At 43.6% G+C, this 19,121-nt stretch carries 23 protein-coding genes; 16 read left to right on the forward strand and 7 right to left on the reverse strand.

Features of this window, described 5'->3' with window-relative positions; translation table 11 throughout:
• Positions 1 to 224 (reverse strand): helix-turn-helix domain-containing protein (locus tag G541_RS09270; protein ID WP_155824479.1); only part of this gene is annotated, 224 nt, incomplete at its 3' end.
• A 282-nt stretch (positions 225 to 506) separates the two neighbouring features.
• On the opposite strand from G541_RS09270, the gene G541_RS09275 reads away from it, so the two are divergent.
• The 5 genes from G541_RS09275 (at position 507) to G541_RS0103060 (ending at position 3,603) form a co-directional block, all read left to right on the forward strand.
• A complete protein-coding gene (locus G541_RS09275) occupies positions 507 to 860 on the forward strand; it encodes a hypothetical protein (protein ID WP_051174546.1) in 354 nt (117 codons plus the stop codon).
• Positions 861 to 1,772 (forward strand): restriction endonuclease, encoded by a 912-nt coding sequence (locus G541_RS0103045; RefSeq protein WP_027826471.1) that lies wholly within the window; start codon positions 861 to 863, stop codon positions 1,770 to 1,772. It abuts the gene before it with no gap.
• 16 nt (positions 1,773 to 1,788) lie between these two features.
• Positions 1,789 to 2,511, forward strand: coding sequence for an N-6 DNA methylase (locus tag G541_RS0103050; protein ID WP_035162821.1), 723 nt, complete (start codon positions 1,789 to 1,791; stop codon positions 2,509 to 2,511).
• 260 nt (positions 2,512 to 2,771) lie between these two features.
• The gene (locus G541_RS10590) at positions 2,772 to 2,900 is read left to right on the forward strand and encodes a hypothetical protein (RefSeq protein WP_258409046.1); all 129 of its coding nucleotides are present in this window, start codon (positions 2,772 to 2,774) and stop codon (positions 2,898 to 2,900) included.
• A 16-nt stretch (positions 2,901 to 2,916) separates the two neighbouring features.
• Complete coding sequence (locus tag G541_RS0103060; protein WP_027826473.1) at positions 2,917 to 3,603, forward strand: Rpn family recombination-promoting nuclease/putative transposase; 687 nt, start codon at positions 2,917 to 2,919, stop codon at positions 3,601 to 3,603.
• 92 nt (positions 3,604 to 3,695) lie between these two features.
• Here G541_RS0103060 and G541_RS09280 read toward each other — a convergent pair whose 3' ends face one another.
• Complete coding sequence (locus tag G541_RS09280) at positions 3,696 to 4,091, reverse strand: iron-sulfur cluster biosynthesis family protein (RefSeq protein ID WP_051174547.1); 396 nt, start codon at positions 4,089 to 4,091, stop codon at positions 3,696 to 3,698.
• Between the two features lie 70 nt (positions 4,092 to 4,161).
• The gene (locus tag G541_RS0103070) at positions 4,162 to 4,974 is read right to left on the reverse strand and encodes a Cof-type HAD-IIB family hydrolase (protein WP_009555616.1); all 813 of its coding nucleotides are present in this window, start codon (positions 4,972 to 4,974) and stop codon (positions 4,162 to 4,164) included.
• A gap of 204 nt (positions 4,975 to 5,178) precedes the next feature.
• Here G541_RS0103070 and G541_RS0103075 point away from each other — a divergent pair, with 204 nt between their 5' ends.
• The 6 genes from G541_RS0103075 to G541_RS0103100 all read left to right on the forward strand — a co-directional run bounded on the left by G541_RS0103075 (position 5,179) and on the right by G541_RS0103100 (position 10,706).
• Entirely contained in the window at positions 5,179 to 5,676 is a 498-nt protein-coding gene (locus G541_RS0103075; RefSeq protein WP_009555614.1) for a phosphatidylglycerophosphatase A family protein, read from the forward strand.
• A 273-nt stretch (positions 5,677 to 5,949) separates the two neighbouring features.
• A complete protein-coding gene (gene metG, locus G541_RS0103080; protein ID WP_081654776.1) occupies positions 5,950 to 8,028 on the forward strand; it encodes a methionine--tRNA ligase in 2,079 nt (692 codons plus the stop codon).
• Positions 8,029 to 8,138: 110 nt separating this feature from the next.
• Positions 8,139 to 8,906, forward strand: coding sequence for a TatD family hydrolase (locus G541_RS0103085; RefSeq protein ID WP_027826475.1), 768 nt, complete (start codon positions 8,139 to 8,141; stop codon positions 8,904 to 8,906).
• On the forward strand, positions 8,899 to 9,483 hold the full coding sequence (gene rnmV, locus G541_RS0103090; RefSeq protein WP_027826476.1) for a ribonuclease M5: 585 nt from the start codon (positions 8,899 to 8,901) through the stop codon (positions 9,481 to 9,483). Before G541_RS0103085 ends, rnmV begins: the two co-directional genes overlap by 8 nt.
• Entirely contained in the window at positions 9,473 to 10,366 is an 894-nt protein-coding gene (gene rsmA / locus G541_RS0103095; RefSeq protein WP_009555606.1) for a 16S rRNA (adenine(1518)-N(6)/adenine(1519)-N(6))-dimethyltransferase RsmA, read from the forward strand. Before rnmV ends, rsmA begins: the two co-directional genes overlap by 11 nt.
• Positions 10,367 to 10,457: 91 nt before the next feature.
• Positions 10,458 to 10,706 carry a Veg family protein gene (locus G541_RS0103100; RefSeq protein WP_009555604.1) on the forward strand — a complete coding sequence of 83 codons (249 nt, stop codon included), beginning with the start codon at positions 10,458 to 10,460 and terminating at the stop codon, positions 10,704 to 10,706.
• A 117-nt stretch (positions 10,707 to 10,823) separates the two neighbouring features.
• On the opposite strand, the gene ispE is transcribed toward G541_RS0103100, so the two are convergent.
• Positions 10,824 to 11,684 carry a 4-(cytidine 5'-diphospho)-2-C-methyl-D-erythritol kinase gene (gene ispE / locus G541_RS0103105; RefSeq protein ID WP_009555602.1) on the reverse strand — a complete coding sequence of 287 codons (861 nt, stop codon included), beginning with the start codon at positions 11,682 to 11,684 and terminating at the stop codon, positions 10,824 to 10,826.
• Positions 11,685 to 11,896: 212 nt separating this feature from the next.
• On the opposite strand from ispE, the gene purR reads away from it, so the two are divergent.
• The 3 genes from purR to G541_RS0103120 all read left to right on the forward strand — a co-directional run bounded on the left by purR (position 11,897) and on the right by G541_RS0103120 (position 15,384).
• Entirely contained in the window at positions 11,897 to 12,730 is an 834-nt protein-coding gene (gene purR, locus G541_RS0103110) for a pur operon repressor (RefSeq protein WP_009555600.1), read from the forward strand.
• Positions 12,731 to 12,872: 142 nt separating this feature from the next.
• Positions 12,873 to 14,291, forward strand: a complete 1,419-nt coding sequence (gene glmU, locus G541_RS0103115; protein WP_027826477.1) for a bifunctional UDP-N-acetylglucosamine diphosphorylase/glucosamine-1-phosphate N-acetyltransferase GlmU — start codon at positions 12,873 to 12,875, stop codon at positions 14,289 to 14,291.
• Positions 14,292 to 14,400: 109 nt separating this feature from the next.
• The gene (locus G541_RS0103120; protein WP_009555597.1) at positions 14,401 to 15,384 is read left to right on the forward strand and encodes a ribose-phosphate diphosphokinase; all 984 of its coding nucleotides are present in this window, start codon (positions 14,401 to 14,403) and stop codon (positions 15,382 to 15,384) included.
• A gap of 403 nt (positions 15,385 to 15,787) precedes the next feature.
• Here G541_RS0103120 and nagB read toward each other — a convergent pair whose 3' ends face one another.
• On the reverse strand, positions 15,788 to 16,492 hold the full coding sequence (gene nagB / locus G541_RS0103125; protein WP_027826478.1) for a glucosamine-6-phosphate deaminase: 705 nt from the start codon (positions 16,490 to 16,492) through the stop codon (positions 15,788 to 15,790).
• 91 nt (positions 16,493 to 16,583) lie between these two features.
• Complete coding sequence (locus G541_RS0103130) at positions 16,584 to 17,258, reverse strand: YczE/YyaS/YitT family protein (protein WP_009555593.1); 675 nt, start codon at positions 17,256 to 17,258, stop codon at positions 16,584 to 16,586.
• 139 nt (positions 17,259 to 17,397) lie between these two features.
• On the opposite strand from G541_RS0103130, the gene G541_RS0103135 reads away from it, so the two are divergent.
• The gene (locus G541_RS0103135; protein WP_009555591.1) at positions 17,398 to 17,625 is read left to right on the forward strand and encodes a hypothetical protein; all 228 of its coding nucleotides are present in this window, start codon (positions 17,398 to 17,400) and stop codon (positions 17,623 to 17,625) included.
• 10 nt (positions 17,626 to 17,635) lie between these two features.
• Positions 17,636 to 18,475 carry an aldo/keto reductase gene (locus tag G541_RS0103140; protein WP_027826479.1) on the forward strand — a complete coding sequence of 280 codons (840 nt, stop codon included), beginning with the start codon at positions 17,636 to 17,638 and terminating at the stop codon, positions 18,473 to 18,475.
• A 94-nt stretch (positions 18,476 to 18,569) separates the two neighbouring features.
• Here G541_RS0103140 and G541_RS0103145 read toward each other — a convergent pair whose 3' ends face one another.
• Positions 18,570 to 19,079: a YbhB/YbcL family Raf kinase inhibitor-like protein gene (locus G541_RS0103145; RefSeq protein ID WP_027826480.1), complete on the reverse strand. Its 510-nt coding sequence runs from the start codon at positions 19,077 to 19,079 to the stop codon at positions 18,570 to 18,572.
• Between the last annotated feature and the right edge of the window lie 42 nt (positions 19,080 to 19,121).

The following is a 19,121-nucleotide window of genomic DNA, read 5'->3' on the forward strand; positions in this document are numbered from 1 at the left end:
AGGTTAGCCGTTAATGAGCATTTACGACCACGATAACTAAGTTTAGTTTCGTGGTCGGCTTGCGCACTAGTCGCATGGTATTCACCCTTTAACCGGTGAATTTCATTAAAGATAGTAGTCTTACTAAAGCCCAGGTAATCAGCGATATATCGAAGAGATCGCTTTTCATGACGAAGCGTTTCGATGACAATGCGGTCTGAAAATGATAAGATAGTGGTGCCCATAAAGGTCCTTCTTTCTAATGGAATGTTGTAACGACACCATTAAAGACCTTTATGGGTTTTTCTGTCCACTAAAATGTTCAACTTAAATTTTACAATCTGCCCTTTGAAAAACTTGCCGAAGCATTTCCTGAGCAGGTAACTAATGAAGATAAATACCTGAGATTTTATGGAAGGGTTAAGGGAGAAAGAGTATATCGATATTTAAGAAAAGAATATGTATTAGATAATGAATATATCAATAGGTATAAAGTATTTGTTCCAAAGTCTAATGGTAGTGGGGCTTTGGGAGAAGTACTCAGTACACCGCTCATTGGAGCTCCGCTCATTGGAGCTCCGCTCATTGGAGCCACTGATACCTTTTTAAATGTTGGACCTGTAGATAATATTTTTGAAGCCGAAGCTCTACTAAAATATATTAAGTCTAAGTTTTTGAGAGTGATGTTAGGTATAAAAAAGACTACACAAGATAATGCCCGGAACACGTGGTCAGAAGTTCCTCTCCAAGATTTCACCCCTAACTCTGATATTGATTGGACGAAGTCCATCCCTGAAATTGACCAACAATTATATGCAAAATATAAGTTAACCGAAGAAGAAATTAACTTTATTGAAACGAAAGTGCAGGCAATGGAATAAATGACTAACTACAATGATTTAACTGCGCGGGAGAAAGAAGCCTTTGTAATGCTCCCGATTATTGAGGAATTAAAACAATTGGGCGGGGAAGCCGCAAATGATGAAATCAAACGGGCCCTAGTTGCTGGTGACCATGGGCTGCCGGAAGATGTGCTGGTGGCAACCAAGATGGGAAAGAACGGTCCTTTCAAACCATTTGACTTTACCTTTAATTTTGGTGTTAGAAACATGATTATGGCTGGTTATTTGGAACGGCCACGGCGGGGGGTAGTAGCCCTTTTAGCTCAGGGACGAGCTGTGACGGAAACCGACCGACAAGCATTTGCTACCAAGGTTTTTGCCGTTAGTGATCCTAAGCGGGAAGAACTCAGCAAAAAGAAGCAAAAAGCACGGGAGGCCGCCGCTGCTAATGATGAAACAATTGAAGAAGTAGAAGAAAGTCAAGAAAATGCTTGGCGTACTAAATTACTAGATGCCTTGAATAATCTTTCGGCCACTAAATTTGAAACTTTCTGCCGGGCTTTGGTTCATCGGATGAATATTGAGATCGACGAAACAATCGGGATCAGTCCGACTGGTGACGGTGGTTTGGACGGCTATGGTTATTTGACGACTGATGATTTACAAACCGTCCGCGTGGCCTTACAAGCTAAGAAATGGACTAATAGTGTGGTTTCTTCACCGGAAATTGACAAATTCCGCGGGGCCATGGATAAATTCCGGGCGGATTATGGGATTTTTATTACAACTTCAACCTTTACCCAGAATGCCGTAGCGGCTGCGCGCACTGGTTCGAAGATGATTACCTTAGTCGATGGTGACCGGTTAACCAAGCTGGTTGCTAAATATGAAGTTTATGTTCACCCAGTAACAACCTATGAATTGGATGACTTCTTCACAACGGAGGATTAGAAAGGTTTGATGTGTGATGAATGAACGCTTAATCAAATCAACTGATCGGGTTAAAGACCATGGCGAAGTGTTTACCCCTAAAAACATTGTCAACTTAATGTTAGATCAGCCCGAAATTCAAGCAAAAATCCGAGACCTGTCGGCGACATTTCTAGAACCGGCTGCTGGTGAAGGAGCATTTTTGGTAGAGTTATTACACCGTAAAATGCAGGTAGCTTTGAAACAGAGTCATTCTGCTAAGGAATTTGATGAGCATGCATTGATGGCTTTAGCATCTTTATATGGGATTGAATACTTGGAAGATAATATGGAGATGCTGGTGATGAACATGCTAATAGCTTTTCGTGATGATTACCGCGATTCTATTCGCCAGCACTTTGCTAGTGAGCCTAACTCCAAAGTGGAAAAGAGCGCCCAGGTAGTTATTCAGGCCAATATGGTACATGGCGATACTCTCAAAAAAGTGGATGTCCAGGGCAACCCGTTGATTTTCAGTGAATGGACTAACATCCCTGGCCGGGTTAATAAGGTACAACGTACAGAATATACCTTTGAGGCGATCCTTGCAGGAGCTGGTCCCAATGATGTGGTAACCGGGGCACGTCAAGGAGAAGTTGAGCAATTGGACTTGTTTAGTGCATTGGCACCAGAACCGTCGGCTGATGAGCAGACATTGACAACTTATGCGCCTGTAAAGTGGCAGGATATTTATTTGCGTAAGGTATTACCAAAGGAATGAAATTAAACGCATTATAAACTACAAAAGTGCTGTTTTTTGATGATAGGCAGGCAGTTAGGTTGACCTATCGTTAAAAAACGGCACTTTTTTGATGATAGAGTGGAAACATAAGGGAGCTAATATCAAAAAAGTGGTGATTTTTGCTGATAGTTTTTGAGATCTCAGACGTATTTTTCTGGTTTGATGAGTGTTTTTTTGTTACGTTCAAAAGCCGACTGTTTGCCGTAGTTACTAGTGAGAGGGCATTTAAGGAGGTAGCTATGGTAAATTACAGTGAACGGGACCGGCAGCGTTGGTTGCAGGCTAGTCCGACCCATAATAAAATCTTTCAGTGGATTATGGAATCTGGAACGATGTGCCCAGGACTTTCTCAAGGAGATAATTCCTGAGCGGGACTTTAGTCATTTGAAAATCATCAGTGAGAAAAGATTGAAAAACGTCAATCATAAGGAAATTCGTCTCGATATTCTAGCTACTGATAAGCAAGGAAATAAGTACAATATCGAAATGCAGGTTGCTGATGAGCATAATGTTGTTGAGCGATCGTTGTACTACCAATCGTTGTTAGTTGCTGGTATGCTGGATGCAAGGGATAAGTATCAGGACATCCGACAATCCTATGTGATTTTCTTGTGTCTGTTTTCGCCACTGAAGGATGTGCAAAGACCTGACCGAGTAATTAGTCATTTAGAACGCCGGGTAACGGAAGAACTAGAATATTCCCTTAAGGATCGAACCCATACTATTTTATTGAATCTTGATGGTGATTTAAGAACTGTTAATCCCAACTTAAGAGGGTTTATCCAAGCTTTAAAACAGCAACCACAAACAAATACGAGTGACTTAGGAAACCAACTTATTCAAGCATTTAAGGACATTAAGGCTGATCAGGGAAAGGAGCGATCGTATATGATGTTGACAAAGGCAGAGCAAGACGAGATTAGAATGAAAGAAAGACTGGAATCAGCCAAGAGGTATATTCCACGCTTGCGAATTGAAGAACGGTGGGATGCCGCTATGGAAGAATTTGACTATGATGCAGACAAAGCTAAAGCTAAAGCTTTCCTTGAAGAAAATAATATCGAATATTAATAAGCAGGTAATTCTAAAAAAAAGCGAAACCCGCTCCAAGCGTCTAATCACGAGCCCTGGAGCGGGTTTTTGGTTACTTTATTTAGTGTTAGTTAGCAGTTACCGACTTCGGTGTTAGATTTGTCATCCAGGTAGGCCAGGATGTCTTTGGCATCGGCGATTCCAAGAAAAGTATCCAGCAACTTGTTGGAGTTACTTAACCGTAAAGCGCCATACTTGGCATCCAACTTGAGCCCATCCCCGAGGAATGTCATGTCATAGTTAGAAGTATAGAAATTAATTCCTTCTGGACCTTCCAGCTTGACATCGTATTGTGGTTCTAATTCATCAACAGTGATAATAGAGAATTTTCCCCCAATACTGCAGGCCCCCCCATCGATAGAATATTTGCCTCCAGCATCGTCAGTGATGAGGAGCATCGTCTTGTCTGTGAGTTCTTTTTGCTTGAGAATGGCCAGTGCAGCCGGTGTAATAGTAATTTGTGCCATAATCATGACCTCCTTTATGATGGTTTAATCATAGCACATTTATTTACTTTTTGTTAGTAATTTGCTTAGCTTATAGAAGGTAATCAGCCAGAACTTTGAGAACCCCGTTTTCATTGTTACTTGGGGCTTCATGGTCAGCAATATTTTTAACTGCATCGATCCCGTTGGCCATCGCATAGGAGAGGCCGGCTGCTTTGAGCATTTCAGCGTCATTGCCATTATCCCCAAAAGCAATTAATTGGTCGAGCTTGATGCCATGCGTAGTAAGCAACTGTTTCAAGCCATTGGCCTTATTGACATCTGGTGCCAAAATGTCGATACTCCCGTTACCACTCGAAGTAATGTGGAATTGGTTACCAAAATAGGTCCGAATACCATCCGCAATCCGGTCAGTCTGTTCCCAAGGAACGTCCAATGAGAGCTTGAGGATCGGTTCTTGTCCCACCGGCACGTCAGCATATGAAGAAACTTCCGTCGTTTTTGGATAATAAAAATGGACTGCATCCCGGAAAGTTTGGGGGGTCGTCGTCAGGCAATAAGCCTGTTTGAGTCCAGAAATAATGACGTGGACGTTAGTTTGGGGTTGAAGATACTCCAACACCAAGGGAATCAAAGAATTATCAATTGCAGTATAGTCCAATGTTTTTCCACCTTGAAGAAGATACGCTCCGTTTTCAGCGACGTAGTCAATGGCTGTGGCATGCGCCCCAAAGTCTTTTTGCAGTTTATAGAACTGGTTACCACTAGCTGTGATAAAACGGATGTTATTTTTGTGAGCGGCATTGAGCACGGCTGTAAACAAGTCATGATCATAGTCTTTCTTATCTGTCAAAAATGTACCATCCATATCGACAGCAATCGCCTGGAAAGGAATGTGTGTCATACGTGCAGGACTCCTTTTTAATAATTATCTAGTAGTACAAGTATAAAAATAACATAACATCCATTACATGAAAATGCTTTCAAATTGTTATCTAATGTCCCTGTTAACTCTGATAGAATTATTCTCACAATTGAAAAATTACCGGGGGATGGATTTTTCTGGTAGGATAAAGAAGTATTTGGAAAAGAAAGGTGACCTAAGCATATGAACAACCCACAATTTCGTTATCCAGACAAAGCCGCCTATGAATTCGTAGTTAACCGTTTGGCAGACCGGGGCGTCCAGCTCGAAGATTTAGCTGAGATAGTGTACACGACCCAGCATAAATTTGAACCACGCCTGACTAAGGAAGAAGCTCTCACTGAGTTGATCCATACTTTACACAAGCGGGACCTGCTCAATAATGCCATGGTGATGCTAGAACTTGACCGGTTAACTGAAGCTGGTCAACTAGCTAGTCCCCTGAGTGACATCATCGCCAACGATGCGGGTGTCTTTGGCGTGGACGAAACCTTGGCTTTACAGATTGCCAATATCTACGGAACGATTGGTGCAACTAACTTCGGTTACCTTGACCGGGAAAAATCGGGAATTATTCGCAGTTTCGACCAAGGAAATCCCCACGTGACAACCTTTATTGACGATTTGTTAGCTGCAATTGTGGCTGCTGTTTGTGGGAAGATTGCCCACAAGTATGCATAAGTGTCGCTCCTATCTTCTTCAGTAATAACCAAGTGAGAGGGAATAATCCTTGTGGCAAGTCGATGACCTAAAATAGGACGATGGTTGGGCTGGCGCAAAGTACGGCAACTTTCGTTACTAGACTTGTGGTTATTTTCCATGTTATCTGTGAAAAATTAGTGAATATAGACCGAGGCTGGTGAGAAAAAAGTATTTTCTCCCAGCTTTTTTACTGAGGATAATCGCAGTAAAACAGTGTTCCTACAGATAATTAATGATATACTAAAACTAATTATCAAGAAATTTGCAGAGGAGCGACGGAGAGTGGCAGAGAAACCAACATATTACATTACCACCCCAATCTACTACCCATCAGGGAAGTTACATATTGGGAATTCCTATACGACAGTTGCGTGTGATGTTTTAGCACGCTACAAGCGTCTACAAGGCTTTGACGTGTTCTATTTGACAGGGACCGACGAACACGGGTTGAAGATCGAGCAAAAGGCAGAAAAACTAGGGATGACTCCTAAGGCCTATGTTGATCAGATGGCAGCCCAAATCAAAGAATTGTGGCAAACTTTGGAGATCTCCAACACTAAGTTCATCCGGACAACGGATGATTACCATGAAAAGGCAGTGCAAAAGATCTTTGAGCGTCTTTTAAAGCAAGGGGATATCTACAAGGGAACTTACAAGGGCTGGTATTCTGTTTCTGACGAAGAATACTTTACCGAATCACAGTTAGCAGAAGTCTACCGTGACGACCAGGGAAAGATGATCGGCGGCAAGGCCCCTTCTGGTCACGAAGTACAGTTAGTTGAAGAAGAATGCTACTTCTTCAAGATGAGTAAGTATGCAGACCGGTTAGTTAAGTATTATGATGAACATCCTGACTTCATCATCCCTGCTAGCCGCAAGAACGAAATGCTGAATAACTTCATCAAGCCAGGGTTGGAAGACTTAGCCTTAACCCGGACTAGTTTTGACTGGGGGGTTAACGTTCCATCCGATCCTAAGCACGTGATTTACGTATGGATTGATGCTTTGTGCAACTATATCACTGCGCTGGGCTATGGGTCTGATGATGATTCCTTGTTTAACAAGTATTGGCCAGCTGATGTTCAAATGGTTGGTAAGGAAATTGTTCGTTTCCACACTATTTATTGGCCAATTATTTTGATGGCGTTAGACTTACCATTGCCTAAGCACATCTTAGGTCATGGGTGGCTCTTGATGAAGGATGACAAGATGTCCAAGTCCAAAGGAAACGTTATTTACCCAGAAATGTTGGCAGAACGGTATGGTTTGGATGCTGTGCGTTACTACCTTACCAAGTCGATTCCGTTTGGAAATGACGGTCAGTTCACTCCGGAAGACTTTGTTGAACGCATTAACTCCGACCTGGCTAACGACCTGGGGAACTTGCTCAACCGGACGGTTGCTATGATCAACAAGTACCGGGACGGGAAGATTCCAGCCTTACATGCCGGTGTGACCGCCTTTGATGGTGATCTAGAAACGTTAGCACAGACAACGGTAGCTGAATATACTGCTGAAATGGACAGTTTCCACTTTACCAACGCGCTTAATACTTTGTGGAAATTTGTAGCCCGGACAAATAAGTATATCGACGAAACAGAACCATGGGTCTTGGCTAAAGATGACAGTAAGCATGAGCAACTTGACAGTGTCCTGGCACACTTAGCAGCTAGTTTGCGGTTAACAGCGATCCTGATCCAACCAGTGATGACGCATGCTCCTAAAGCTATCTTTACCCAACTGGGATTGACTTTAGAAAACATGGATATCAAAGGAGTTGACTACTTGGCATTACCAGCCGAAACTCAAGTGGTAGCAAAGGGGACTCCAATCTTCCCACGGCTAGATGTTGAGGAAGAAGCTGCCTTTATCAAGTCCAAGATGACGAAGAACGAAAAAGCGAAGGGAAGAAAAGCAATGGCTGAAAAAGCTGAAAAGCAAGAAAAACAAACACCAGCCACAGATGAAACAGCTGGTTTGACTTTGAACAAGAAACCAATTCGGTTCGATAAGTTCGACAAAGTTGAAATGCGGGTTGTGGAGATCAAAGAAGTTTCCAAAGTTGCTGGCGCAGACAAACTTTTGAAGTTCCGGGTTGATGCTGGGGATGAAGGTGGCGATCGCCAGATCCTCTCCGGGATCGCTAAGTGGTATCCTGACTACGAAGCACTAGTCGGTAAGAAGGTTATCGCAGTAGTTAACTTGAAGCCACGGGAAATGAAGGGTGAAGTCAGTCAAGGGATGCTCTTGTCAGCAGAATATGATGATGGCAAGACAGTTCAGCTGATTACTGTTCCAGACAACATTCCAGCCGGATCTGATGTTGGCTAATTAGGCAAATAAACGAGGCCGGGAAGTTTCCTAGCCTCGTTTGTTTTTGCTAAAGGAAGCAGCAAGCTGTTATTATTGAGAAGTTATTTTATTAATGTTAGGTGAAGAAGATGCAGATTTTTGATGCACACACACATATCAATGCTCCCCAGTTCAAAGATGATATTCCTGACGTAATTACCCGAGCTCATGCTCTCGACGTGACGGCAATGTTGGTGCTTGCCGATTCGCCCGCTAGCAATGCGCGCTTGCGGGAATTGTTAGCTTTAGACGACCATATCTACGGAGCGCTGGGATGTCATCCGGAGACCGCCTTGGACTACGGTCCCCAATGGGAGGAACTCCTTTTGACCACCATGCAAAACCCACGCTACAAAGCAGTAGGAGAGATCGGGCTGGATTATTACCATGACGCCCCTCATGATGTGCAAAAGCGGATCTTTATCCGGCAATTAGAATTGGCCCAAGAGTTGCACCGGCCAGTAGTGATCCATACCCGGGACGCCTTGGCAGATACTTATGACATCATGCAGGCTATTCAACCCCAGGATGGGGTGATCATGCACAGTTTTAACGGTGACGCCCATTGGGCCGAAAAATTCTTGGCTTGCGGCTACTATTTATCATTTAGTGGGGTAGTGACATTTGCCAACGCACCGGAGGTCCGAGAAGCAGCACTGATAACGCCGGCTGACCGGCTTTTAGTTGAAACAGATGCTCCTTATCTAGCCCCCATTCCGATGCGGGGAGCTATGAATGAACCGGGCTTTACCCGGTATACGTTAGAATTTCTAGCGCAAATACGGGGGACAACCGCTACAACATTAGCAGCCCAGACATTTGCAAATACAAAGAGGATTTTGAAAATTAATGAATGAAAAGACAAAAATTAGAGAAGTAATCGTTGTTGAAGGCAAAAGTGATACCGAACAGATCAAAAAGGCGGTCAATGCGGACACAATTGAAACGCGGGGGTCTGCGATCAGTGATGAAGTGCTGGCTCAGATTGATGAACTCCAGCAAAAGCGGGGGGTAATTGTTTTTACCGACCCAGATTTCAATGGGGAAAAAATCCGCAAGGTTATTACCCGTGAAGTTCCTGGCGTTAAACACGCTTTTATCAACCGCCAGGATGCAGCGCCCCACGCTAAGGGTAGTTTAGGGGTGGAGCATGCTAGCGCGGAAGCCATTCGGGATGCTTTAGCCCACCTGTATACCGAAGAACCTGATACCCCAGCCTTGATAAGCCTAGAAGACTTACAAACGGCTGGTTTGACTGCTGGTCCCGGAGCCAAACGCAAACGGGAATTGCTCGGTGAGATCTTACGGATCGGTTATACTAATGGTAAACAACTGTACAAACGTCTGCAGCTTTTTCAGATTCAACCAGCGGAATTTGCCCAGGCGTTGGCACAGGTTAATGAGATGATGGGAGAACAAACAGATGGCGAATAATATCGAAATTGGCTCACCGACCCGGACCCGGGCAATCATGGAAGCCTACGGGTTACACTTCAAGAAGAGCCTTGGACAAAACTTCCTAACGGATATCAATATCTTGCGTAAGATTGTGACCAGCGCTGAAATCACTACGGCAGATGATGTGATTGAGATTGGACCTGGGATTGGAGCTCTGACAGAACAGTTAGCACAAAATGCCCACCAGGTTCTAGCATTGGAGATCGACCAGCGCCTGATTCCAGTTCTAGGGGAAACGTTAGCCCCTTATGACAATGTAACAGTGGTTAATCAGGACGTATTACAAGCCGATTTGTCCCAACTGGTAGCGACCCACTTTACAGGGGACCGTCCACTTAAAGTGGTAGCTAACTTGCCATATTACATTACAACCAAGATTATTATGAACTTACTTGATAGTGGTGTGGCTTTAGACAAGATTGTGATTATGGTTCAAAAAGAAGTCGCTGATCGTCTGGCGGCTACACCTCAAACCAAAGATTATGGTTCTTTGTCAGTGGCAGTGCAGTATGCAATGGATGTCCAGACTGCCTTTATTGTTCCCAAGACGGTATTTGTGCCCCAGCCTAAGGTGGACTCTGCGATTGCCGTATTGACGCGCAAAACTGAAGCGCGGGTTCAGCCACAAGATGAATCGCATTTTCGGACTTTGGTTAAGGGCAGTTTCATGCACCGGCGCAAGAGTCTGTGGAACAACCTCCAGGGGCTGTATGGGAAAGATGCGGATGTGAAAGCAAAAATGCAGACTGCTCTAACCAAGGCTGAGATTGCGCCATCAGTGCGGGCTGAAGCCCTGACGGTTGAAGATTTCATCCGTCTTTCTGATTGCTTGCTGGCAGCTGGAGTTATTGCTAAATAATATTTATTTGGTAATTATGCGAAACCATGCTACAATGATATGATGTATAGCGACGGCTGATTAGAGTGAGAGCACAGTAGAGGTGAATTTTATGCCAAGTTCATTGGAAAACATTAAAAAGCGGCTGGACGAACGGATTGGTTCTAAGTTAACCATCACATCCCAAGCCGGCAGAAAAAAGGTTACTAGACGCCACGGCGTTTTGGCCAAGACATTCCCCCGCGTCTTCATCATTGAATTAGATGATAGTGCGGTTAAAACGGTATCCTTTACGTACACGGATATTTTAACTAAGAGTATTGAATTAAACTTTGACGATTACTTTGGTGATGAAGAGTAATCCTTTATCGTCTTCAAGATAAGCGCTAGGTTGCTAGCAAAAAATGGCAAGCTAAGAATACTGTTATCGTAACACTTATTCTTAGCTTGCCATCTTTATTGCAGATGTGAATTGTGGTTAGCGTAAGGGGCGGACAACGTAGACGTTTTGACAAAAGCCTCGTAGACTATTGTAAACATGATTAGCTTGGGTTTGCTTTCGACAAATCCCAAAAACGGTCGGACCAGTTCCGCTCATTTGCGCAACCAGAGCGCCGGATTTGAGCATGGTTTCTTTGATCTTGAGGATTTCGGGGTGTTGCGCACATGTGATTCTTTCTAAGGAGTTACCCATGTTAGCACAGATCCCTGCCAGGTCGTGATTTTGAATGGCTGCCACTACCGCATCGGTGTTTTGGTGATCGAGTTCTTCATAATCGATCTGGCGGAGGATGCGGGGGGTAGAAACACTAGCCTTGATCTTAGCGACTACCAACCAGAGTGGTGGTAAAGGCTCAAGGGGGGTAATGACCTCACCGCGACCGGAGACCCGTGCGGTTTGGCTGTAGACACAGAAAGGAACATCCGAGTCGATTTGCAAACCAATTTGGGCGAGTTCCTTGTGGGAAAGACCCAGTTGCCAGAGCTTATTGAGACCGCGGAGGACGGCAGCGGCATCTGCAGAGCCACCCCCCATGCCCGCAGCTACCGGGATATTTTTCTTAATGTGGATTTTGACGTCGTGGGGAATATTGAATTTGTTCTTCAGGGTAGCAGCCGCCTGAAAAGCCAGGTTCCGTTGGTCACAAGGTAAAAAGCCCGAGTCGGTTTCCACCGTAATTTGGGGTGAACTTTGGGTCTCTTTAGTAGTAATGGTCACGTAGTCAGACAAGTCGATTGCAGTCATGACCATGTCCCATTCAGGGTCACCAGTGTGGTGCCGGTACAGGGTATCAAGGCTCAAGTTGAGCTTGGCCGGAGCTTTTTCGGAAATCTCCATCCATCATCATCCTTTCACGAAATAATATTAATTTTATTATACTGATAAGATTGAAAATTTAAAAGAAGTAACGTTCGTTATCATTTACCGGACAAGTCACTATCTTTTTTAACTAAAAAACGAATTATTTTATTTATTTCAGCCAAAAAGATAGGCAAATGACGAAAAATGCCGTATAATCAATCCGTAAACAACGCTTATAGGAGGGAAAAATGAAAATACGTAGAAGTGATCGCTTGATTGATATGACTAACTACCTGATGGAACGGCCACATACGCTGATTTCATTAACTTTTTTCACCAAGCGGTATGAATCAGCCAAGTCTTCGATCAGTGAAGATTTAGCAATTATTAAGAGAACATTTCAATATCGGGGGATTGGGGTTCTCAAAACCATTCCAGGCGCTGCTGGTGGTGCAATGTTTATCCCATCAATCTCCGAGACAGAAGCGCGCGACTTTATTGCTGATATGGCTCACCAGCTATCTGCACAAGACCGCCTGTTACCTGGGGGATACGTCTACTTATCTGATTTGCTGGGCGAACCCCAAGTTTTAAAGCGGGTTGGTCGTTTGATTGCACGGCAGTACATTGACCAACAAATTGATGCTGTGATGACAGTAGCGACCAAAGGGGTCCCGATTGCTCAGAGTGTAGCCGCTGATTTGAATGTACCGTTTGTGATTGTCCGGCATGATTCTAAGATTACTGAGGGTTCAACAGTGTCGGTTAACTATGTTTCCGGGTCTAATAACCGAATCGAAAAGATGGAGCTATCCAAACGGAGCTTGCCAACTGGAAGCAATGTTTTGGTAGTCGATGACTTCATGAAGGGGGGCGGCACGGTCAACGGAATGAAGAGTATGATCGAAGAATTTGATTCTCACTTGGTGGGGATCACAGTTTTTGCCGAAGCTGCTTTTAGTGGTCACCGGATGGTTGATGAATATACTTCCTTACTCAAGGTTGATAAGGTAAATACACTGGAAAAGACAATTGAGGTTAGTGCAGGGAATTACCTCCAAAAAGTCTTTGGTGATAAATAAGGTCAAAACACAACGTTTAGGATAGGCGTTGTGTTTTTTTAATTCTTAGGGAAATATGATATGATACTGATTGTGTAAAATGGTGGTGTTCATTAAGTAAACACCGCGTTAAATTATGTTCGAACTAGATAAGGAGAAGAAAATGACAGCAAAATATGCAATTATTTTGGCTGCTGGTCAAGGGACACGGATGAAGTCCAAATTGTACAAGGTTTTACACCCTGTTTGTGGCCGGCCAATGGTAGATCACGTTTTAACTCAGATTGAAGCAAATAATATGGACGAAATCGTAACGATTGTCGGTCATGGCTCAGAAGCTGTGGAGCAAACTTTAGGCGATCGGACTGAGTATGCGTTGCAAGCAGAACAACTGGGGACGGGCCATGCCGTCTTACAAGCAGAAGAGCTTTTGGGGGCCAAAGATGGCATTACGTTAATTGCATGTGGTGATACCCCATTATTTACTGCGCAAACTTTTGCGGAATTATTTGAATATCACAAGCAAAAAGGGGCCGTAGCTACTGTTTTAACAGCACGGACTGACAATCCATTTGGGTATGGTCGGATTATCCGCAATGAAATTGGAATTGTGAATAAGATTGTTGAACAAAAAGACGCTACGCAAGAAGAAGCGGCTGTCAAGGAAATTAACACTGGGGTATATGTCTTTGATAACAAGGAACTTTTTGCAGCCTTGCATAAGATTAAAAATGATAATGCCCAAGGGGAATACTACTTGACTGATGTGATGGAAGTCTTCCAAAAAGAAGGTAAGATCGTGGCCGCTTACAAAATGGATGATTTTGAAGAATCCATGGGGGTTAATGATCGCTTAGCCTTGTCCAAGGCAACTAAAGTAATGCGGCGACGGATCAATGAGGAACACATGCGTAATGGGGTTACATTGATTGATCCAGAAAGTACCTATATCGATATTGATGTTAAGATTGGCAATGATACAGTGATTGAACCAGGTGTTCAGTTGAAGGGTAAGACTGTGATTGGAACAGATTGCAAGATTGGGGCTCATTCAGAAATCATTGATAGCCAAATTGGGAACAATGTAACTGTGACCTCTTCATATATCGAAGATGCTGTCATGCATGACAACACTGATATTGGACCTTATAGCCATTTGCGTCCACAAGCTGAGATTAAGTCTGGCGCCCACATCGGGAACTTTGTTGAAGTTAAGAAAGCGACTGTTGGGGAAAATACCAAGGTTGGGCACTTAACTTATGTTGGTGATGCTACTTTAGGCCATGATATTAATGTAGGTTGTGGCACTGTCTTTGTTAACTACGATGGGGTTAACAAGCACCACACAAACGTGGGCGATTACTCCTTTATTGGATCAGGTTCAAATATTGTTGCGCCTGTCAATATTGCAGATCATGCGTATGTCGCTGCTGGTTCAACAATTACTAATGACATTGATGCCCATGACATGGGGATTGCTCGTGGTCGCCAAGTCAACAAGAAGGGATACTTTGATCGTTATCCCGTAGCTCAAGCAGCAGCTGAAGCAGAGAAAAATAAGGCTGAAAATGAAAGAAAATAAGTATTGATTAAACAATAGTGAAATTGTTGCGACAATTTCTTGTTAATGTTAGGAAAATGCATTACTATAAATCTAGTATTGTTAAAAAGATATTTTATTGGAGGCTGCTATGTCGGAACAATATAATGATTCCAACCTTAAAATTTTTGCATTAAATTCCAACAAGCCATTAGCCCAAAAAGTGGCGGCTGCCGTTGGTGTTCCATTGGGTAAGATCTCGGTTGACCGTTTTAGTGACGGTGAAATTCGGATCAACATTGAAGAAAGTGTCCGGGGGGACGAAGTGTTCTTGGTTCAGTCGACTTCTGCACCTGTTAACGACAACTTGATGGAATTATTAATCATGATTGACGCCTTGCGTCGGGCTAGCGTTAAGACGATTAACGTTGTGATTCCATACTATGGTTATGCTCGCCAGGATCGGAAGGCACGTTCACGTGAACCTATCACAGCGAAGTTAGTAGCAGATATGCTCGAAAAGGCTGGGGCATCACGGATTATCGCCTTGGACTTGCACGCTGCACAGATTCAAGGATTCTTCGATATTCCAGTTGACCACTTAATGGGGGCACCATTGTTGGCTGATTATTTCTTGACTAAGGGCTTAGACAAGGATGCCGTAGTTGTTTCCCCTGACCACGGTGGGGTAACGCGGGCACGGAAGTTAGCCGAATTCTTGAAGGCACCGATCGCCATCATTGACAAGCGGCGTCCACGGGCTAATGTTGCTGAAGTGATGAATATCATCGGTGATGTTAAGGGTAAGCGTTGTATCTTGATCGACGATATGATCGACACTGCCGGAACTATCACTCTGGCTGCGCAAGCATTGATCGATGCTGGGGCAACTGAAGTTTATGCTTCTGCTACCCACGCGGTTCTTTCCGGTCCGGCTATTGAAAGAATTGAAAAGTCTCCAATTAAGCGGATGGTCTTGACTGATTCTATCCAATTACCAGAAGAAAAACGGATTGATAAAGTTGACCAAGTATCTGTTGGTGAATTGATTGGTGATGCAATCACGCGGATCCACAACAACCAACCAGTTAGTCCATTGTTTGTTAACCGGTTCCGCCGGAGTTGCAAAGACTAATCTACGGATTTAAGTAGAAACTGATAATTTATCGCTAAATACTAGCGGCATAAAGAGAATGAGAGAAAAAAGATGACTCCTGTCAAAGGGGTCATCTTTTTTATATGCAAGGTTTGATTGCACTGCTATTGTCGTGCTTTCTACCCGCACTACTCAGCACTTTTATTCCTTAACGTGTTCACATCCTCAGATCCCTATCCCTAGCTTTGATCTCTTGCAATGTTTAGCATTGTTACGAGTTCATGTGCTAGTGTACGGGATATAACCGAGGATGTTCACACTTCTATTGTCGTGCTTCACATTGCAAGAGGCTCGTCTGTAAATAGCAACTTCGGCGATAATAAAATTATCACCATCAGTTGCTCCTTACAGCACGCCCCTTACCCGCAATGCTCAGCACTTCTTAATTTAACTTGCTAGCCGCTGCCTCATCCACAATCACAATCACATTCGGATGTTTTTGCAGAGCACTTGCCGGGCAATCCGGTGTTATTGGACCTTCAACCATAGCCTTAACAGCATCAGCTTTCTTTTCGCCATATGCTTCCATCAAGATTTGCTTAGCACTCAAAATTGAACCAATTCCCATTGAAATTGCATAACGGGGTACATCTTCTTCATGTTCAAAAAAGCGAGAGTTAGCATCAATTGTTGATTGAGTTAGCTTAACTTTGTGAGTTTTGCCATCAAATGGAGAACCTGGTTCGTTGAAACCAATGTGACCATTCCGCCCAATTCCCAGCAATTGTAAATCAATCGGATTTTCACTGAGTAATTCTTCATAACGTGCCGTTTCTGCAACGATATCTGATGCCATCCCGTTAGGTAAATAATTGTGTTTAAACGGCTTAGCATCAAATAGGTGTTCATGCATAAAGCGGTAGTAACTTTGCGGATTATCTGGTTGTAACCCTACATATTCATCCAAATTAAGTGAAACGCATTGGGAAAAATCCAGGTCACTATTCCGTAATTCAGTATAAGTAGTTTCTGGGGTACTACCTGTGGCTAACCCGAAAACTTTTGCACCATTAGCTAATGCTTGTTTAAAGACCTCAAAGCCTTTCTTGCCACCAGCCACACTGTCTTTAACTTTGATAATTTGCATGAAACCTCACTCACTTTCTACTCTCTTTGGTATAGTCCAATTATATACCTGTCTATACCAATTATGCAAGTGGTTTCAACCCGAGAAATACTTATTCGACTTGTGACATGTTAGCAATATTCTGGTGCTTTAAGGATGGAAAAATTATCTGGTCTGCAAGGCCTACCAAGGTTCCTTGGAATAATAAGGCAAAAACCGTCCCAATATTAATCGCATAAAGGTGGTGTGTTAAACCAAAGATAACAAAAATGACAATGAGTGGGGGAGTGAAGGTAACTAACTGGGCAACAGTTGAGTTGCCTTTGAAAAAACGAAAGCGGATGATTTGCATTAGGTCATCAACCGGATGAAGCATCCAATTAACGCGTTGATAGAGTGAAATTGCCACAGCAATTAATACAACGCCTAAGCAATCTAAAAAGACTCGCAAGCTAAGTGGTAGACTAGTGATCCCCCATCTAACTAAAAAGTGGGCAAAGATGCCAACCAAAGAGGCAAATGGAACCATAAAAATTAAATTACCGATGATTCGCTTGGTTTGAAAGTGGTGCAATATGATGATATTGGTTAAGATCACTATTGCTCCGGATAAAAATAACCACCAACTCAAAGAAACCGGTGTTGTCTGAGCAAGGTTGACGGAGGCTGCTGTCCACAAGGCAGATCCCAAGTTGATTGAAACGGTTAGGGCATTGCCCAAACTGTTAATAATGACAGATAAGACAAAGTACCCCAATAAGTGCATTTTGTCTGGTTGTTTTACCATACTCTTTCTCTCCTTTACCAAATAGGTATGGGTTAACCCTACTCCAGGAAGCCATGAATGTAAATAATGCGTCGGTTACAAGTGGCGTCAACAAGCGTGGTATACTGAATTTGTAAGGTAGATAGAAGGAGGTCCTGTTATGTCCGAAAGTATCTTTTTCAATCCCGGGCAGTCGATTTCAAGTTCATTTGATTTCGATGAAGCCTACACTGCTGCCAAGATTTATCGGCATAAGGCGGCTAAACCTTTGCTGATCGTTCAAGAAAAGGATGGCCAACCTTACTATGTTTTTGATGAATCACAAGCAGTTAAAGAAGAGAATGCCAAAGCTAAAGAATTTGCGGTTTTGAAGCGTATTACAGACTAACGAGGAGGCTATGCGAATGATTCCTAATTATGAATTACATGATGGCAACGCGATCCCTTTATTGGGTTTTGGGACTTATAAGCTCAACGGGGCTCAAGGTGTAATTAGTATGGATGCGGCTATCAATAATGGTTACCGGTTGCTGGATTCAGCTTTCAACTATGAAAATGAAGGCGCCGTGGGGGAGGCAGTACGTCGGTCGCCAGTTCCGCGGGAACAGTTATTTATCACTTCTAAGTTGCCAGGACGCCACCACCAGTATGATGAAGCTCTGGCTACGATTCAGGAGTCGCTCTACCGGTCAGGGTTGGACTATTTTGATCTTTACCTAATTCACTGGCCTAACCCTAAGCAAGACCACTATGTTGAGGCGTGGCAGGCCCTAATCCAGGCTCAGAAATTCGGATTAGTGAAGTCAATCGGGGTTTCTAACTTCTTACCGGAACATATTGACCGTTTGATTGCCGAAACGGGGGTTACACCAGCAGTTGACCAGGTTGAACTTCACCCATACTGGTCGCAGCCAGATGTAGTTCGCTACAATAGTGACCACCACATCTTGACCCAAGCATGGAGCCCCTTAGGCCGGGCCAATGCTGTCTTGCAGGAACCAGTGATTCAAGAAATTGCGGCGCGGCACAACAAGTCGGTGGCCCAGACCATTTTACGGTGGGAATTACAATTAGGAGTTGGGGTTATTCCAAAGGCTAATAGTATTCACCATCAATTGACTAACTTAGACATTTTTGACTTTGAACTTTCAACGGATGAGATGAAGCGGATTTCTGCCCTGGACCGTCCAGACGGAATGAACAAAAATCAGGATCCGCGGGAATACGAAGAATTCTAGCAATAATCTTGGGATTGTTTTCCGAGTTATTTATGTAACATTAGCGCATAAGAAGGAGGCTGAAAATTTTCCAGCCTCCTTCTTAGTGTAATTATTAGTTTGCTCGGCTTGGCAGGTCGAGTTGAGCTTGGGCAAGGATATGCCCCTTAGCAGCCCTACGAAATTCATTTAGCCAGTAACCTTCTTTAAGATCAAGTTCTTGATCAAGGGCATAGACAGTCAGGGTGTAGTCGTGGGTTGTATCCGGTGGTTGGGGACCAACGTAGCCGGTAGTGATCGCTGGATCACCGTTAACCAAACGGCCAGCGTTGGAATTGTTCCCTTGGACAAACTGGTTAGCCAGGGTCCGACTAGCATCTTCAGGGATGGTTGTCCAGTCAGCCGGGATATTAGCAGCTAGCCAATGGATCCAGGTGAATCCGCAAACAGGGGTTGAATCAAAATCAATAAAGACTAAGGCTAACGATACAGTATTTTTTGGTAAATCGGTAATTTCGATTGGAAAAGACCGGACCGGGTGGTCGGCCTTTAAGTCAGCGGAGCCAGCGAACTTACCAAATTTGTCAGCTAAAAGACCATCTGTTAATGGGACATTAATTTGCATAGTCATGCCATCCTTTCAGAATTGAATTCTTATCACTATAAT

It is taken from the genome of Ligilactobacillus saerimneri DSM 16049 (assembly GCF_000423265.1).
Classification (GTDB): Bacteria; Bacillota; Bacilli; order Lactobacillales; family Lactobacillaceae; genus Ligilactobacillus; species Ligilactobacillus saerimneri.

What these genes read in the sequence shown, in the direction of transcription:
- G541_RS0103045 (WP_027826471.1), top strand. Translation starts at nt 861, where the DNA reads ATGACTAACTACAATGATTTAACTGCGCGGGAGAAAGAAGCCTTTGTA.
- G541_RS0103050 (WP_035162821.1), top strand. Translation starts at nt 1,789, where the DNA reads ATGAATGAACGCTTAATCAAATCAACTGATCGGGTTAAAGACCATGGC.
- G541_RS10590 (WP_258409046.1), top strand. Translation starts at nt 2,772, where the DNA reads ATGGTAAATTACAGTGAACGGGACCGGCAGCGTTGGTTGCAGGCTAGT.
- G541_RS09280 (WP_051174547.1), bottom strand. Translation starts at nt 4,091, where the DNA reads ATGGCACAAATTACTATTACACCGGCTGCACTGGCCATTCTCAAGCAA.
- G541_RS0103070 (WP_009555616.1), bottom strand. Translation starts at nt 4,974, where the DNA reads ATGACACACATTCCTTTCCAGGCGATTGCTGTCGATATGGATGGTACA.
- G541_RS0103075 (WP_009555614.1), top strand. Translation starts at nt 5,179, where the DNA reads ATGAACAACCCACAATTTCGTTATCCAGACAAAGCCGCCTATGAATTC.
- G541_RS0103085 (WP_027826475.1), top strand. Translation starts at nt 8,139, where the DNA reads ATGCAGATTTTTGATGCACACACACATATCAATGCTCCCCAGTTCAAA.
- rnmV (WP_027826476.1), top strand. Translation starts at nt 8,899, where the DNA reads ATGAATGAAAAGACAAAAATTAGAGAAGTAATCGTTGTTGAAGGCAAA.
- rsmA (WP_009555606.1), top strand. Translation starts at nt 9,473, where the DNA reads ATGGCGAATAATATCGAAATTGGCTCACCGACCCGGACCCGGGCAATC.
- G541_RS0103100 (WP_009555604.1), top strand. Translation starts at nt 10,458, where the DNA reads ATGCCAAGTTCATTGGAAAACATTAAAAAGCGGCTGGACGAACGGATT.
- ispE (WP_009555602.1), bottom strand. Translation starts at nt 11,684, where the DNA reads ATGGAGATTTCCGAAAAAGCTCCGGCCAAGCTCAACTTGAGCCTTGAT.
- purR (WP_009555600.1), top strand. Translation starts at nt 11,897, where the DNA reads ATGAAAATACGTAGAAGTGATCGCTTGATTGATATGACTAACTACCTG.
- glmU (WP_027826477.1), top strand. Translation starts at nt 12,873, where the DNA reads ATGACAGCAAAATATGCAATTATTTTGGCTGCTGGTCAAGGGACACGG.
- G541_RS0103120 (WP_009555597.1), top strand. Translation starts at nt 14,401, where the DNA reads ATGTCGGAACAATATAATGATTCCAACCTTAAAATTTTTGCATTAAAT.
- nagB (WP_027826478.1), bottom strand. Translation starts at nt 16,492, where the DNA reads ATGCAAATTATCAAAGTTAAAGACAGTGTGGCTGGTGGCAAGAAAGGC.
- G541_RS0103130 (WP_009555593.1), bottom strand. Translation starts at nt 17,258, where the DNA reads ATGGTAAAACAACCAGACAAAATGCACTTATTGGGGTACTTTGTCTTA.
- G541_RS0103135 (WP_009555591.1), top strand. Translation starts at nt 17,398, where the DNA reads ATGTCCGAAAGTATCTTTTTCAATCCCGGGCAGTCGATTTCAAGTTCA.
- G541_RS0103140 (WP_027826479.1), top strand. Translation starts at nt 17,636, where the DNA reads ATGCGAATGATTCCTAATTATGAATTACATGATGGCAACGCGATCCCT.
- G541_RS0103145 (WP_027826480.1), bottom strand. Translation starts at nt 19,079, where the DNA reads ATGCAAATTAATGTCCCATTAACAGATGGTCTTTTAGCTGACAAATTT.